The sequence below is a fragment of the Bradyrhizobium sp. 172 genome (assembly GCF_023101065.1).
Classification (GTDB): Bacteria; Pseudomonadota; Alphaproteobacteria; order Rhizobiales; family Xanthobacteraceae; genus Bradyrhizobium; species Bradyrhizobium canariense_D.
The window spans coordinates 2895603-2909993 of the sequence record NZ_CP064701.1 but is presented as its reverse complement, the minus strand read 5'-3'; the positions used below and the strand labels follow the sequence as shown (position 1 = coordinate 2909993).

The window sequence follows — 14391 nt, the reverse complement described above, 5'->3', positions numbered from 1 at the left end:
GATCGGGCATGAAACTGGCACTGGCAAGTTCGCCTGCCTCCGTCGAATCGGCGCGAAAACAACCGGCCATTCAAGTCTCGAACCTGAGCATCGTTTTCGACACCAAGCGCGGGCAAATCATCGCGGTCGATCGCGTTTCGTTTGACGTGGCGCCTGGCGAGTTCGTCTGCATCGCCGGTCCCTCCGGCTGCGGCAAGTCGACGGTGCTCAATACGATCGCCGGGCTGGAAGTGCCGTTCGAAGGCGAGATCCTGGTCGAGGGCGCGCCCGTCTACAGTCCGCGTCCCGATGTCGGCATGGTGTTCCAGCAGCCGCATCTCTTCCCCTGGAGGTCCGTCCGCAGCAACATCGCCCACGGTCCCAGGATGCTCGGCAAGTCCACGACGGAAGCGTATGCCATCGCCGACGATCTGATCGCGATGGTCGGCCTCAAGCGTTTCGCCGACGCTTATCCGAACACGCTGTCCGGCGGCATGCAACAGCGCGTGGCGATCGCGCGAGCGCTGGCCAATCAGCCCCGTGTGCTGCTGATGGACGAGCCCTTCGGGGCGCTCGACGCGCAGACCCGCGCGGTGATGCAGGACAATCTGCTGGCGCTGCGCGACCGGATCAAGGCGACGATCGTGTTCGTGACGCATGACATCGATGAAGCCATCGTGCTGGCCGACCGCGTTCTCATCATGAGCGCGGGACCCGGCCGCATCCTGCGCGAAGTCGCGGTCAAGCTGCCGCGCCCACGGTCGAGTTCTGTCATGGTCGAGCCAGCATATCTTTCGCTCAAGAAGGATTGTCTCGACGTCATCCGCGCAGAAGGGTTGCGGGCGTTCAATCAGTCGGACGCGGACTGACGCGGAGCCCGCGCGTCTGAGGCGAACGCAGCGGGCTGGCATGGTTCTTGAATAGCCGATGCCGGGTCTCACATGCGGAGCCGGCCATGCACAGGGCGAACAGCGCGATAGCGGCAGGTGTGATGCTCGCGGAGTCGGACGATCTCGTCAGACCGCTGCCCGGCCTGCTGGATGGTCTCAACCGGGCTGATTGCAATCGCTTGCGTGCGATCGGACGCGAAAAGATCCTGGAAGCCGGCCAACTGGTTTGGTCTCAGGGCGACGCACAGGCCGGAATCTACCTGATCAGCGAGGGGCGCATACGCAGCTACTATGCGGCACCGTCGGGGCGCGAAGTCACGCTCGCCTATTGGTTTCCCGGCAACTTCGTCGGCGGGCCCGACATATTCGGGACGGGCCCGCACATGTGGACATCGGTTGCGGCCGAGCGCAGCCGGTTGACGTTCATGCCCGGACTGGCATTGCGGCGGCTTGCGCTCGAATCGCCGGCAATCGCCGTCGCCTTGCTGGATGCCCTCGCATTCAAGGCGGATGCTATTCGGCAATGGCCCAGATGCTTGGGACGCGCTCGGTCACCGAGCGGCTGCACAGCCTGCTGATCTTCCTGTCGCACGTCTACGGCGTGAAACGCGACGGCGAGATCGTCGTCGGCATGCCGTTTACGCACGGCGACCTTGCCAATCTGATCGGATCCACCCGCCAATGGGTGACCGTGCAACTCGCGCGGCTCCAGGACGAAGGCGTGATCAGATACGAAAGATCCGTGATTTCGATCCTGGATGTTTCTACACTCGGGCAGGCGATGGGATAATGTCCGCCCGTTAGCCGGCAGACTTCAATTCGAATGCCGATCCGTCTGCGCCGGCCTCGAACCGCCGTGCGAGTCCGATCAGCGCGCGATCGTGCCAGGCCGGCGCCAGCAGGGTCACGCCCATGGGCATGCCGTTCGGCAATTTCGTATTCGGAACGGCGACGCCGCAGAGATCGAGCAGATTGGCAAAGTACGAGTAGTAGCCCAGACGATTGTTGAGGGTGATCGGATCACGATGCATCTCCTCCAGTGTGAACGGCCGCGGTGCAGTCGGAACCACCAGGGCATCGATGCCGGCAAAGATTGCTTCGGCGTCGCGGCGAAGCCGGTGCAGCCGGTGAATGGCGCCAAACGTGTCGATCGCCGAATACCCGGCGGCTGAGCCCAGCACGGTCCTCGTGACATCAAGCAAGGCGCCGGATTCGACGTCGATGAGCGAAGCGATGGCCGAGTGCCGCTCCGCGACCCAGGGACCGCTGAACATCAACTCCCCGGCCTGGCGGAATGGGGCGAAGTCCACCTCGATCGCCGTTCCTCCGATATGAGCAAGACGTTCGCAGGCACTCTCGTAGAGTTCGCCGCATTCCGACATGCCGAAGCATTCGAGATCTGCTGGCGCAACGCGGCCGAACCGGAATGATGCCGCCGCCCCGTTGGCGGGGAAAAAGGTTCTGGGCAGGCGGCTGTACGGATCTTCGAAATCAAACCCTTCGATGATGTCGAGGATTGCTTCGCCGTCGCTGACGGTATTGCAGAATACCGACACGCAATCGATCGTCGGACAATTCGGCACCAGGCCACGTGATGACACCAGCCCAACGGTGGGCTTGATTCCGACGATGTTGTTGAACCCGGCAGGTATGCGCCCCGAGCCGCCGGTATCGGTGCCGAGCGCAAAGGCGACGTGCCCCGCCGCCACGGCGACCGCGGAGCCGGAACTGGAACCGCCCGCAACATAGCGCGCATCGGCAACCGACGCGCAGGGGCCATGGGGCGAGCGCACGCCGGACAGGCCTGTGGCGAACTGATCGAGATTGGTCTTTCCGAGGCAAATTGCGCCGGCTGCGGTGAGGCGTTCGACGCTATGCGCGGAATGCCAGGGCGTATAGCTGAACGCCGGACATGCGGCAGTGGTCGGCATTCCCGCGACGTCGATGTTGTCCTTCACACCAAATGGAATGCCGAGCAGCGGAAGATTTTCGCCCGTCCGCGCGCGCGCCACCAGCTTATGGCATTCTTCGAGTGCCTCCTGCCGCGGGCGAAGATAGATCCAGCAATTGCGGTCGCGCTCGGCCTCGATCCGGTCATACGCCGTTCCGATCGCCTCCAGCAGCAGGGACGAACTCCTGGCAATGCCTTCGTAGTTTGTCCTGAGGCGCGCGACACACTGGCTCACGGAATATCTCCTCATCCAACCGGCAGGCGCGAAATTGCGGCAGCTCTGCGCGGCCAACAAGCAATTAAGTGCTTCGCCCAAATGGCCGCCTGACCGGAAACGCACCGCTCAAACAAAAAGGACGCCGTGCCGAAGCACGACGCCCTCGTTTGTCGCTATACGGGCGATCAGTTGGTCTGCTGGATCGCCGACAGTTCCCAGGTGCCGCCCGGACGTCGGGCAAAGGTCCAGACTTCGGTGGCCTCGCCCGGCTGCTCGCTGCCGGCGACAATCGCGCCGGTATTGCGGTCGAGCGTCTTGTCGGTGAGCGCGAAGCGCAGCGCCACCGTCGCGTAATCGGTCTCGCCTTCGCGCCAGGATTCCGCGAGGTCGCCCTGCAACAGCTTCACACCGCTGACCTTGTTGACGACATTGCGCGCGCGGTTCTGGCCGAGGTCCTGCTCGAAATAGGAGACCATTTCCGGCGTCGCGAGCGTGTGCAGCTTGGCCACGTCCTCGTTGGACCAGGCCGACTGGACGTCGCTGAGCAGGCGCTCGAACGCTTCATAGTCGTCCGGCTTGATCTCGAGCGGTGCGTTGTTGGCGCCGAAGCCGAAGCCACCGCCAAGACCACTACGATTGTTCGCCTGCGGTCCCGGACCGGCACCGGCGTCAGCATTGGCATAGGCCGCCTGCGGGGTGTGGCGGCGCTGCCACCAGGACATCGCCAGCCGAACCACGAGCACCACGAGGACGATCTGGATGATCAGGCCGATGATCGACGACAGGCCACCGAGGCCGCCGAACAGGCCACCGCCGAACAGCATGCCGAGCAGGCCCGCGCCGAGGAACCCGGCCGCAAGGCCGCCCATGAAGCCGCCGGCCCGGCCGAACAGACCGCCACGCGCGGGTGCGGCGGCAGCCGAATTCATGCCTGCGCCCGGCTGGGTGTAGGTCCGATTGAACTGCGAGGTCGAGCCCGGCGCGGTCGTGGTCGATGGCGGGGCCGAATAGGTGCGCGAACCGCGCGAACCCGACGACATACCGCCACCGACGCGCGCGTCGGCGGACGAGATCGCCAGCGCAGTCGGCAGCGCAAGCGCCAGCACGACGGCAATCGTCTTGAAGAGACTGCGGGAGCGTTGCGAGAAATTCATGTTGGTTTCCCAGATCCCCGGCATGGGGATGTGCCCCTAAGATGGGCAGCCTTCCGTAAAAAGGAAGCCACTATCGGAACTTATGGCTGCGGCCCTCAGTCGCGGGGATGTGGCAAAAGCCCATATTTGGCGGCGGCTTGGCCGGGTGTGCAAAGGAGCCGCGGTCGCCGGCTACCGGTCGGTTTGGCGACAGCAGTTCAGCTTTTTTCCGTCATTGCGAGCGAAGCGAAGCAATCCAGGCTGTTTCCGCGGAGGCAACTGGATTGCTTCGTCGCTTCGCTCCTCGCAATGACGGAGAATGTGGAGCCCGCGCCCTCACCCCGCCTTCGCCATCGTCTCCTTCACGGCCGCCACGAGCTGGCTAAGTGTGAACGGCTTGGGCAGGAAGTCGAACTGCTGGCCTTCGGGCAGGCTCTTCTCGAACGCGTCCTCGGCGTAGCCGGAAACGAAGATGAACTTGATGTCGGGGTTCTTCTCGCGCATCGCCTTGAGCAATGTCGGGCCGTCCATCTCCGGCATGACGACGTCGGACACGACGAGATCGATTCCGCCGCTCTGCTCTTCCAGCACCTCCAGCGCCTCGACGCCGTTCTCGGCCTCGACCACGGTGTAGCCGCGCGAGCGCAGCCCGCGTGCGTTGAGCGCGCGCAGACCCTCCTCGTCCTCGACCAGGAGGATGGTGCCCTGTCCGGTGAGATCGGTGCGGGGCTTGGCGTCCGCCACGGACCCGGCCTCCTTCGCGGCACCATTGCTGGCGCCAACGACCGGCGCCGGCTGCTCGACCTGCACCTCCGGCTCGGCATGATGGCGCGGCAGGAAGATGTGGAACGAGGTGCCCTGCCCGGGCTCGGAGTCCACGTAAATGAAACCGCCGGTCTGCTTGACGATGCCATAGACGGTGGAGAGCCCGAGGCCGGTGCCCTTGCCGACCTCCTTGGTCGAGAAGAACGGCTCGAAGATCTTGTCGCGGATGTCGGCGGGAATGCCGGTACCGGTGTCGGCGACCTCGATCCGCACATAGTCGGCGGCTGGCATGCCCTTGTAGGCCAGCCTGGCCGCTTCCTCGGTGGTGACGTTTGCGGTGCGGATGATCAGCTTGCCGCCGTCGGGCATGGCGTCGCGCGCGTTGACCGCGAGGTTGACGATGACCTGCTCGAACTGGGAAACGTCGACCTTGACCGGCCAGAGATCTCGGCCGTGGATGGTCTCGTGCTTGACCTTCTCGCCGATCAGCCGGCGCAGCAGCATGGCGAGATCGGAGAGCGCATCGCCGAGGTCGAGCACCTGCGGCCGCAGCGTCTGCCGGCGCGAGAACGCCAGCAACTGCCGCACCAGCGTGGCGGCCCGCGTCGCGTTCTGCTTGATCTGCATGATGTCCTGGAACGACGGGTCGGTCGGCTTGTGCGCGTTCAGCAGGAAGTCGTTCGCCATCATGATGGCGGAGAGCACGTTGTTGAAGTCGTGGGCGATGCCGCCCGCGAGCTGGCCGACGGTCTCCATCTTCTGCGACTGGTTGATCTGGTTCTCCAGCGCGCGCCGCTCGGTGGTCTCGAGCATGTGCACAATGGCGACTTCGGCGTCGTTCTCGGCCGCATCCACCGGCGTGACGAAGAACTGGCCCCAGCGCTCTCTGGTTCCTTCGAGCGCCACTTCGACCGGCGCGACGTCGGCCTGGCCCTCCGCAGCCTGGTTGATGGCCGCGATCAAAAGGTGCCGGTCGCGCGAATTGACCGCGCGGAAGATCGACTTGCTGGCGCTGTCGAGCCCCAGTGCCTGCCCGAGCTTGGCGTAGCGCGCATTGGCGCGCACGACATTGCCGCCACGGTCTACCGTCGCGATCGCCATCGGGGTATGGTCGAAGAAGCGCATGAAGCGCACTTCGGCGGCGCGATCCGGATCGCTGCGCTCGTCGCGGGCACGGCTGATCACCAGCGTGCGCGACGGGCCCGGCGCACCGTCGGCGCCGAAGGCGAGCTTGTGATAGAGCCGAACCGGCATGGTCTTGCCGGTACGCATGCGCAGGTCGATGTCGAAGACTTCCGTCTTGACCTCGCCCGGCACCGCCACGATCGCGGTGAGCAGCGAAGCACCGTCGCCGGAGACGATGTCGGTGAGCTTCAGCCCGCCCGAGCCGATCTCGGCGAGGTCGTAGTCGAGCCAGTTCGCCAGCGTCGCATTGACATAAGCGAGCTCGCCGGCCGGATTGACCGAGAAGAAACCGCAAGGCGCGTGATCGAGATATTCGATCGCGTGCTGGAGTTCCTGGAACACGTCCTCCTGGCGCTCGCGGTCGCGGGTGATGTCTGCGATCGACCACACCGCGTATCTCGTCTCGCGCTTGCCGGTGCCGAGGGGCCGCACCCGCATGCGGAGCCAGCGGCCCTGGCTGCCATCATTGCCGGAGATGCGGACCTCTTCCTGCTGCCGCTTGCCTTCGCGCGCGGCTTTCAACAGGCGGAACACCGCCTCGGAGACGTCGGGGTTGCCGATGAAGACGCGCTCCACGGGGCGCACGTCCTGCGGACCGGCGGCGCCGGTCAGCGTCAGGTAGGCCGCATTGGAATAGACCACATGGCCGCGCGGGTCGGTCACGGCGAGGCCGTCGAAGGCGTGGTCGGCGATGCGCCCCATCACGGGATCGTCGAGATTGCGATCGGCGAAGCGGATGATGCCGGCGGCGAAGGCGAACAGGTTGAACAGGCCGACCATCGCCAGCACGGCGAGGATACCGAGGATATAGGGCTGGGCCTGCGCGCGCCCGAGCGTCATCAACCCGACGGCAACGGCGACGAGGCCGGCGGCCACCAGCAGCACCAGCGCAATGCTGCCCGAGCGCGGCAACGGCTCGTGCGCCGCAACGGGCTCGCGTGTGAGGTCGTGGTCGGTCTCGGCAGTCATCTCAAGCTGGCACAGCCTGTCGGCAGAGAATCAACGCGCTACAGGGCGCGCAGGGTCCTCCCTGCCTGAATCGGACCCGCAGGCGCAAGGGCAGCATGGGCGAAAGGTACGCTGATTCCCAGATTACGGCCATTTCCAGTACTTTTCAGGGGTTTTATTGCCGGCTGGCACCGAATCCGCTCTTCAGACGCATGACGTAGCCGATGACTTCGGCGACCGCATGGTAATGCTCGGTCGGGATTTCCTCGTCGATCTCGACGGTGGCGTAGAGCGCGCGGGCGAGCGGAACGTTCTCGACGATCGGGATGTCGTGCTCGCGCGCGATCTCCCGGATCTTGAAAGCGAGGTTGTCGACGCCCTTGGCGACGCAGATCGGCGCCGACATGCCCCGCTCGTAGGACAGCGCGATCGAATAGTGGGTCGGGTTGGTGATGATCACGGAGGCCTTGGGAACCGCCGCCATCATGCGCTTCTTGGAGCGCTGCTGACGCAGCTGCCTGAGCTTGCCCTTGATGTGCGGGTCGCCTTCAGACTGCTTGTACTCTTCCTTGATCTCCTGGAGCGACATCTTCTGCCGCTGGAACCAGCTGCGATACTGGAAGAAATAGTCGCCGATGGCGATGATCGCGAGCGCCGCGACCACCGCGCCGAGCAGATGAATGGTCAGGCTGGTGGAGGCGCCGAGCAGGGCAGCCGGATCGAGCCTGACCATCGCCTCCATGCGATGCCGCTCCGGCCACAGGATCACGGTCATGACCGCGCCGAGCACGATCAGCTTGCCGAGACCCTTGAGGAAGTTCGCCGCCGCTTGCTTGCCGAAGATGCGCTTGAGGCCTTCGGCAGGCGACAGCTTGCTGAACTTGGGCTTGAGGGATTCGGCCGACCAGACCAGTCGGTGCTGCAGCACGTTGCCGGCAATTGCCGCCAGCACCAGCATCAGTAGCGGCACGCCCACCGCCGCCAGCACCGCGACTTCGATCTGCTGCATCAGGGCGAGCAGAGCCCTGCCGTCGGTCTTGATCATCCAGGAATTGGCGAGCAGGTTGCGCATCGGCGCCAACAGCCCGCTGCCGACCGATCCCGAGAAGCTCGAGACGACGAGCGTGGCGCCCGCGATCATGAACCAGGTGTTGATCTCCTGGCTCTTGGCGACGTCACCGCGTTCGAGCGCCTCTTCGAGACGTTTTTGCGTCGGGTCTTCTGTTTGACTCTCTGGATCGTTGTCTTCCGCCATCGATCACCCGGTCACTTGAGTGGCATCATCTGGTGCATGACACCGATGAAGTAGTCGAGAAAGGTGCCCATCATCGCCGTGAGCACGACGGCAAGCACCAGGAAGCCGGCGAAGATCGACAGCGGCACGCCGACGAAATAGACCTGCATCTGCGGCATCAGCCGCGCCAGCACGCCGAGTCCGATGTTGAAGACGAGGCCGAACACCAGGAACGGTCCGGAAAGTTGCAAGCCCAGGCGGAACGCGGCGGCAAAGGCGCGCGTCGCCAGTGCGGCGACATCGCCGCTCGACACGGTCTCGCCCGGCGCGAAGATCGTGTAGCTGTCGTTCAGTGCCGCGATGACCAGATGATGGCTATCGGTGGCGAACAGCAGCGTCACCCCCAGTATCGTCAGAAAGTTGCCGACCAGCACGCCCTGCTGTCCCTGCGTCGGATCGACCGAGGTGACGAAGCCGAGCCCCATCTGCTGTGCGATCACGGCACCGGCGACCTGCAGCGCCGACAACGTCACCCGCGCGGTCGCCCCCAGTACGATGCCGATCACGATCTCATGCAGCATCAGGACCAGCAGCGGCGCGATCGAGCCCATATCGACCTGATAGGCGTTGCGATGCAGCGGCAGGATGATCAGCGTGAGCAGCAGCGCGATCGACAGTTTGATCCGTGTCGGGATATTGGTCTCGCCCAGCCCCGGCAACAGCATCACCATCGCGCCGACCCGGGCAAAGGCGAGCATGAAGGAGGCGGCAAGCGCCGGCAGCAGCGAGACGTCGATGCGCATGATGGGCGCATAGTGCCTCAGCCGCCGATGATTCGCGACGATATCCGCAGCATGTGGGAATGCAGTGCGTCGGCCATGAACGGCAATGCCAACAGCATCGTGGCAAAGATGGCCAGGATCTTCGGCACATAGATCAGCGTCTGCTCCTGGATCTGCGTCAGCGCCTGGAACAGCGACACGACGACGCCGACAACGAGGCCAACCACCATCAGGGGCGACGACACGATCACGATGGTCCAGATCGCATCACGCGCGACGTCGAGGGTTTCCGGTCCGGTCATTGCACAGTCCTCTATTCGAGTCTCATCCCCACCGCTTGATGAGGACGACACGAACCTCTCCTCGTCATTGCGAGCGAAGCGAAGCAATCCAGACTGCCACCGCGGAAAGATTCTGGATTGCTTCGCTACGCTCGCAATGACGATGGATAAAATCAGATCGGCATCTTCATGATGTCTTCATAGGCCGCGATCACGCGGTCGCGGACCGAGACCAGCGTCGACACGGCGACGTCGGTGTCTGCGACCGCCGTCACCACGTCCATCACGTTGGCCTTGCCGGCGGCCATCGCCACCGTCTGCGCATCGGATTTGCGGCCGGATTCCAGGACGCTGCCGACAGTGTCTTTCAGAAGAGAGGCGAAGGACTGCCCGCTCGGCTCGCTGCCCTTGCCGGCGCCGCTGTTCTCCAGCACGCGAGCGAGGTTTGCATAGGCGTTGGCGGCAATTGTCGGTGTTGCCATGGCTCAAATGTCCTGTTCAGCTCTTGAGGATGTCGAGGGTGCGCTGGATCATCCGGCGCGTCGCGCTGATGATGTTGAGATTGGCCTCGTACGACCGCTGCGCGTCGCGGATGTCGGTCATCTCGACCACCGAGTTCACGTTGGGATATTTGACGTTGCCGGTCGCATCCGCCGCCGGATTGTTCGGCTCGTATTTGGTGCGGAAATTGGACTGGTCGGGCTTGATCCTGCCAAGGGTGACGACCTGCGCGTCGAGTGTACGGTCGAGCGCGGAGGAGAAGGTCGGCACCTTGCGCCGGTAGGGATCGCCGCCGGCGGTCTGCGAGGTCGAATCCGCGTTCGCGATGTTCTCGGAAATCACCCGCATGCGCCCGGCCTGCGCCCGCAGACCGGAGGTCGCGATAGCCATCGAACGGGCAAAGTCGCTGCTGTCATTCGCCATGATGCGCTTCCTCTAGCTCTAGCCTTTGCCGATCGCGGTCTTGAGCAGGTGCAGGCTCTTCGAGTAGAGCGAGGTCGCCGCCGCATAATCCATCTGGTTGCTGGCGGCCTTCATCATCTCCTCTTCGAGATTGACGGCGTTGCCCGCGGGGCGGGTCTCAAAACCCGCATTCTTGTTTTGGTCGAATCCGGAGGCCGCGCCTGACGGCGCCATGTGGGAACCGCTGGTGCGGGTAAGCGTCAAGGGCCCCATCGAACCCGTGACGGCCCCGGCCTTGTCCAGTTTCGGCTCCACCAGGTCGCGCGGCCGGAATTTGGGCGTGTCGGAATTGGAGACGTTCTCGGACAGGACGCGCTGGCGTTCCTGGTGCCATTGCATCTTGGTGCGAAGCGCCGATAGCACCGGAAGATCGTTGATGGACATCGTTGCGGCTCCTTCCGCCTCGCAGGACCCAGGTCCGAAGCTAGGCAGAATTTGCCGCCTGTATGGTTAACAGCCGGTTAAGGGGCCGCGGGCAGTTGTCCCCCGCCGGGACACGAATACGCGCGCCCCGTGATTCTACGCCTCCAAAAGCGGCATTAACCCAACCGCTTGGCGGCGCGTGCACAGGCCAAGAAGTCGTTTTGGATCGAGCGATTCATGGGTTATTAAGAGTTGGGGACGGCAAAACTTGCCGTGGCACGTTAAGAAATCGCAGTTTGGGGCAACGTAAGCCGGTGGTTGGCGCATCTGACCACGGGCCCGAGAAAAGCGCCATTTGTCGGGGACAAGTATGCAAGGCAGCCCTATCACCTTCATCGTCGCGTTCATCGTCGTTCTGGCGTTGATCGGCGTCGCTGCATGGCTGGTTCGCCGATTCGCCACCAGCCGGCTCGGCGCCAACACCCAGCGCGGCCGGATGCCCCGGCTCGCCGTGATCGATGCCGCCGCGGTCGACGGCCGCCGCCGCCTGGTGCTGGTCCGGCGTGACAATGTCGAGCATCTTCTGATGATCGGCGGCCCCACCGACATCGTCGTCGAACCCAACATCGTGCGCGCAGCCCCCGGCCGCGACCAGCTCCCGCAGCGTCCCAATGCCGCCGAGCCGCCGCGTCTCGCGCCGATGCATGATACCAGCAGCTGGGCCGACGAAGCACCGCGGCCCGAGCTGCTCGATCATCCCGAGCCGCACATGCCCGAGCCGCCACCGCGGCCCGCGCGCCCCTCCTTTGCCGACGAAGTGCGCCGGCCGGCTCCCGCGCTGGCCGAACGCCGCAACGAGCCGCCACTGGCCGGCTTCAACCCCGAGCCGATCGCGCCGCGCCCCGAGCGCGAGCTGCGTCCCGAACCTGTTCCGCCGCGCGTTGCGCGCAACGAACCCCCTCTGATGCCGCGTCCGCCGCGCCAGAGCGAGCCGGTTAAGGCGCCTCCGGTGCGCGCCGAGCGCCCAGCCGCGCCACCTCCGCCTGTGCCGCAGGCTCCGCCCGTTCCGCCGCCGGCGCCCGCTCCGGCGGCCCCATCGAGCGCCGAGCAGAATCTCGCCGAGATGGCGCAGCGGCTCGAAGCTGCGCTGCGCCGCCCCGCCGGCGAGACGCTTGCCCCTCCGGTCGCCCCGGAGCCCCCTGCCGCTCCTCCGCGTGTGGCCCGCAGCGAGCCGCCGGCACCACCGGCCCCTTCCGCAAAGCCGGCTCCGGAAAAGACCAGCTTTGAAAATCTCGAAGACGAGATGGCCTCGTTGCTCGGCCGTCCGAAGCCGTCTTCGTGAGGCTGCCGGCCCTCCCGCGTAGAGTTTTTCTTCTTTCTGTCCTGATCGGCGCGGCTTCGCTCGCGATGCCGGCGCATGCGCAGGACATCAGCATCAATCTCGGCGGCGGAGGCGCTGGCGGTGGCGGCGTCACCGAGCGCGCGATCCAGTTGATCGCGCTGCTGACGGTGCTGTCGATCGCACCGTCGATCCTGATCATGATGACGTCGTTCACGCGCATCGTGGTCGTGCTGTCGCTGCTGCGCACCGCGATGGGCACCGCGACCGCCCCGCCGAACTCGGTGATCATCGCGCTGGCGATGTTCCTCACCTTCTTCGTGATGGGACCCGTCCTGCAAAAATCCTACGACGAAGGCATCCGTCCGCTGGTCGCCAATCAGCTCGGCGTCGAGGACGCGCTTCAACGCGCCTCCGTCCCCCTGCGCGGCTTCATGCAGAAGAACGTACGCGAGAAGGACCTCAAGCTGTTCCTGGATCTCTCCGGCGAGCCGCCGCCCGCCACTCCCGACGAGCTCGGCTTACGCATCCTCGTCCCCGCCTTCATGATCTCGGAGCTGAAGCGTGCCTTCGAAATCGGTTTTCTGCTGTTCCTTCCGTTCCTGATCATCGACCTCGTCGTCGCCTCCGTGCTGATGTCGATGGGCATGATGATGCTGCCGCCCGCAACCATCTCGCTGCCGTTCAAGCTGATCTTCTTCGTGCTGGTTGACGGCTGGTCGCTGGTGGCGGGGAGCCTGGTGCAGAGCTACGGGGGATAGCGGGCGCGGGGGAGCGGTCACCGCCCCCATCCTCTCTGACCCAAGGCTTGTAGGCGTGCTCTTGAGCTTGCCAGCGCAAGGGGGAATCCTGCCACCGTGAGCGCGTTCGGCGGCTCGTGACATATCGGAATATGCTCAGGTTGCGCATTCAATGGGTCATTGATATGATGGTCATCATCCCTAGATCCGAAGCGGCTTATGACCAGCAACGTCGAAAACCATCTGCTCGCTCGGGTCGTGCCGCTCGGTCTTCAGGTCGCCGTTCTTGCTGCGTTGTCTGCGAGTGGCACGTTGGCCACCAACATTCTGTTGCCTTCGCTACCGAGTATCGCCGTCGCGGTAGGCGTCTCCAGCGCTCAGGTAACGTCAGCTATCACCATATTCCTCGCCATGTTCGCGGTGGGACAACTTGTTGTCGGTCCGTTGTCGGATCGTTTCGGCCGGCGCGTGCCCGTGATGATCGGGTTTGCTGTATTTTTCGCAGGTAGCATATGGTGCGCGTTAGCCAATGATTTGGCGGCACTATTGATTGGCCGCGTTGTGCAGGCCGGTGGCGCATGTGCCACGTCTGTCCTTTCGCGAGCTATCGCAAGAGATCTTTTTCAGGGCGAAAAGCTAGCGCGCGTGCTCACCTTTGTTATGGTTGCAATGGCCGCGGCGCCCGGATTCTCGCCCCTGGTCGGTGGCACGCTGGATCATTTTTTTGGCTGGCGTTCAGCATTTGTGTTCGTCGGAATCTTCGCCGTCGTCGCCGCTTCAGCATTTCTTGCGGCTTTCGGAGAAACGCACCACGCGCCACGCGCCGAATTCAATTCCTCGACGATCGCCAAGAATTACTGGTCGCTATCGACTGACCGCCGTTTCCTGGTTCCTGCCGCAACTGTTAGCCTCATCTTAGGTGCGCTGTTTGCAATGTTTTCGGCGTTGCCGCGTGTCTTGATAGAAGGCCTCGACTTCACACCCATGCAACTCGGCCTGTTCTTCGCAGGCACTGTCATGATCGTCTTTAGCGCTGGCATTATCGCTACAAAAATTGTTCCGCACCTTGGTCTCGACCGATCGATTTGCATCGGCCTCGCGCTGGCCTGTGTCGGTGGCGGCATGGTGTTGCTATTCGCGCTTTTCGACGGGCGCTTTTTGCCATTTCTTGTCGGCGCATGCGTATTCCTGCTAGGCATGGGCATGGTCAATCCGCTCTGCAGCGCGCAAGCTCTTTCGCCATTCGGCGATCGCGCCGGTGCTGCCTCGGCCCTGTTGGGTTTCTGGCAGATGTTGGCCGCGGCGCTGGGCGTATCGCTTGCGGCGGTGATCGCAAGGAACCCCATGATCGGGCTTGGTCTTGTGCTAGTGCTTGCCTCGAGCTTGGGCTCGGCAATTTATCAGGTGCGGGTAAAGCTCAATTAAGCCCGTTAACGTCGCTTGCTGGCCTTAGCTGCTTCCCTGTTTCCACGCCCTACGATCGGTTCAGGGGGCATATGTTTCTTACAAGGGACCTGGAGCCCTCAGCCGACTAGCAAAGGCAAACGGGCCATGTCCGGTCTCAAAGACTGAATGGACAAGGCCTAGGTCCTCGCGGACTGATCGGGTTGATGAGTACGCG

15 protein-coding genes are annotated in these 14391 nt (G+C 64.0%); 6 read left to right on the top strand and 9 right to left on the bottom strand.

What is annotated here, in order from left to right; all coding sequences use genetic code 11:
- The first annotated feature begins 8 nt into the window (after window positions 1-8).
- The 3 genes from IVB07_RS13760 to IVB07_RS13750 all read left to right on the top strand — a co-directional run bounded on the left by IVB07_RS13760 (window position 9) and on the right by IVB07_RS13750 (window position 1659).
- Complete coding sequence (locus tag IVB07_RS13760; protein WP_247361826.1) at window positions 9-848, top strand: ABC transporter ATP-binding protein; 840 nt, start codon at window positions 9-11, stop codon at window positions 846-848.
- 86 nt (window positions 849-934) lie between these two features.
- Window positions 935-1447 (top strand): Crp/Fnr family transcriptional regulator, encoded by a 513-nt coding sequence (locus IVB07_RS13755; RefSeq protein ID WP_247361824.1) that lies wholly within the window; start codon window positions 935-937, stop codon window positions 1445-1447.
- A complete protein-coding gene (locus IVB07_RS13750) occupies window positions 1393-1659 on the top strand; it encodes a helix-turn-helix domain-containing protein (protein WP_247361823.1) in 267 nt (88 codons plus the stop codon). Before IVB07_RS13755 ends, IVB07_RS13750 begins: the two co-directional genes overlap by 55 nt.
- A gap of 10 nt (window positions 1660-1669) precedes the next feature.
- Here the strand turns inward: IVB07_RS13750 and atzF are convergent, their stop codons facing one another.
- From atzF to flgB, 9 genes are all read right to left on the bottom strand, one after another.
- On the bottom strand, window positions 1670-3055 hold the full coding sequence (gene atzF / locus IVB07_RS13745; protein WP_247297214.1) for an allophanate hydrolase: 1386 nt from the start codon (window positions 3053-3055) through the stop codon (window positions 1670-1672).
- Window positions 3056-3222: 167 nt separating this feature from the next.
- The gene (locus IVB07_RS13740) at window positions 3223-4215 is read right to left on the bottom strand and encodes a Tim44-like domain-containing protein (RefSeq protein WP_085349406.1); all 993 of its coding nucleotides are present in this window, start codon (window positions 4213-4215) and stop codon (window positions 3223-3225) included.
- Window positions 4216-4506: 291 nt separating this feature from the next.
- On the bottom strand, window positions 4507-7089 hold the full coding sequence (locus IVB07_RS13735; protein WP_247361820.1) for a PAS domain-containing protein: 2583 nt from the start codon (window positions 7087-7089) through the stop codon (window positions 4507-4509).
- A 154-nt stretch (window positions 7090-7243) separates the two neighbouring features.
- Complete coding sequence (gene flhB / locus IVB07_RS13730) at window positions 7244-8323, bottom strand: flagellar biosynthesis protein FlhB (RefSeq protein WP_018456412.1); 1080 nt, start codon at window positions 8321-8323, stop codon at window positions 7244-7246.
- Window positions 8324-8334: 11 nt separating this feature from the next.
- On the bottom strand, window positions 8335-9105 hold the full coding sequence (gene fliR / locus IVB07_RS13725) for a flagellar biosynthetic protein FliR (RefSeq protein WP_007612283.1): 771 nt from the start codon (window positions 9103-9105) through the stop codon (window positions 8335-8337).
- Window positions 9106-9122: 17 nt separating this feature from the next.
- Window positions 9123-9386: a flagellar biosynthesis protein FliQ gene (fliQ, locus tag IVB07_RS13720; protein ID WP_007612284.1), complete on the bottom strand. Its 264-nt coding sequence runs from the start codon at window positions 9384-9386 to the stop codon at window positions 9123-9125.
- A 152-nt stretch (window positions 9387-9538) separates the two neighbouring features.
- A complete protein-coding gene (gene fliE, locus IVB07_RS13715) occupies window positions 9539-9847 on the bottom strand; it encodes a flagellar hook-basal body complex protein FliE (protein ID WP_007612285.1) in 309 nt (102 codons plus the stop codon).
- A 16-nt stretch (window positions 9848-9863) separates the two neighbouring features.
- Complete coding sequence (gene flgC, locus IVB07_RS13710; protein ID WP_247361817.1) at window positions 9864-10289, bottom strand: flagellar basal body rod protein FlgC; 426 nt, start codon at window positions 10287-10289, stop codon at window positions 9864-9866.
- A gap of 18 nt (window positions 10290-10307) precedes the next feature.
- The gene (gene flgB / locus IVB07_RS13705) at window positions 10308-10712 is read right to left on the bottom strand and encodes a flagellar basal body rod protein FlgB (RefSeq protein WP_247361815.1); all 405 of its coding nucleotides are present in this window, start codon (window positions 10710-10712) and stop codon (window positions 10308-10310) included.
- A 349-nt stretch (window positions 10713-11061) separates the two neighbouring features.
- On the opposite strand from flgB, the gene IVB07_RS13700 reads away from it, so the two are divergent.
- The 3 genes from IVB07_RS13700 (at window position 11062) to IVB07_RS13690 (ending at window position 14195) form a co-directional block, all read left to right on the top strand.
- Complete coding sequence (locus tag IVB07_RS13700) at window positions 11062-12033, top strand: flagellar biosynthetic protein FliO (RefSeq protein WP_247361813.1); 972 nt, start codon at window positions 11062-11064, stop codon at window positions 12031-12033.
- Entirely contained in the window at window positions 12030-12791 is a 762-nt protein-coding gene (gene fliP, locus IVB07_RS13695) for a flagellar type III secretion system pore protein FliP (RefSeq protein WP_035994574.1), read from the top strand. Before IVB07_RS13700 ends, fliP begins: the two co-directional genes overlap by 4 nt.
- Window positions 12792-12989: 198 nt before the next feature.
- Complete coding sequence (locus IVB07_RS13690; RefSeq protein WP_247361810.1) at window positions 12990-14195, top strand: multidrug effflux MFS transporter; 1206 nt, start codon at window positions 12990-12992, stop codon at window positions 14193-14195.
- Window positions 14196-14391 lie beyond the last annotated feature (196 nt).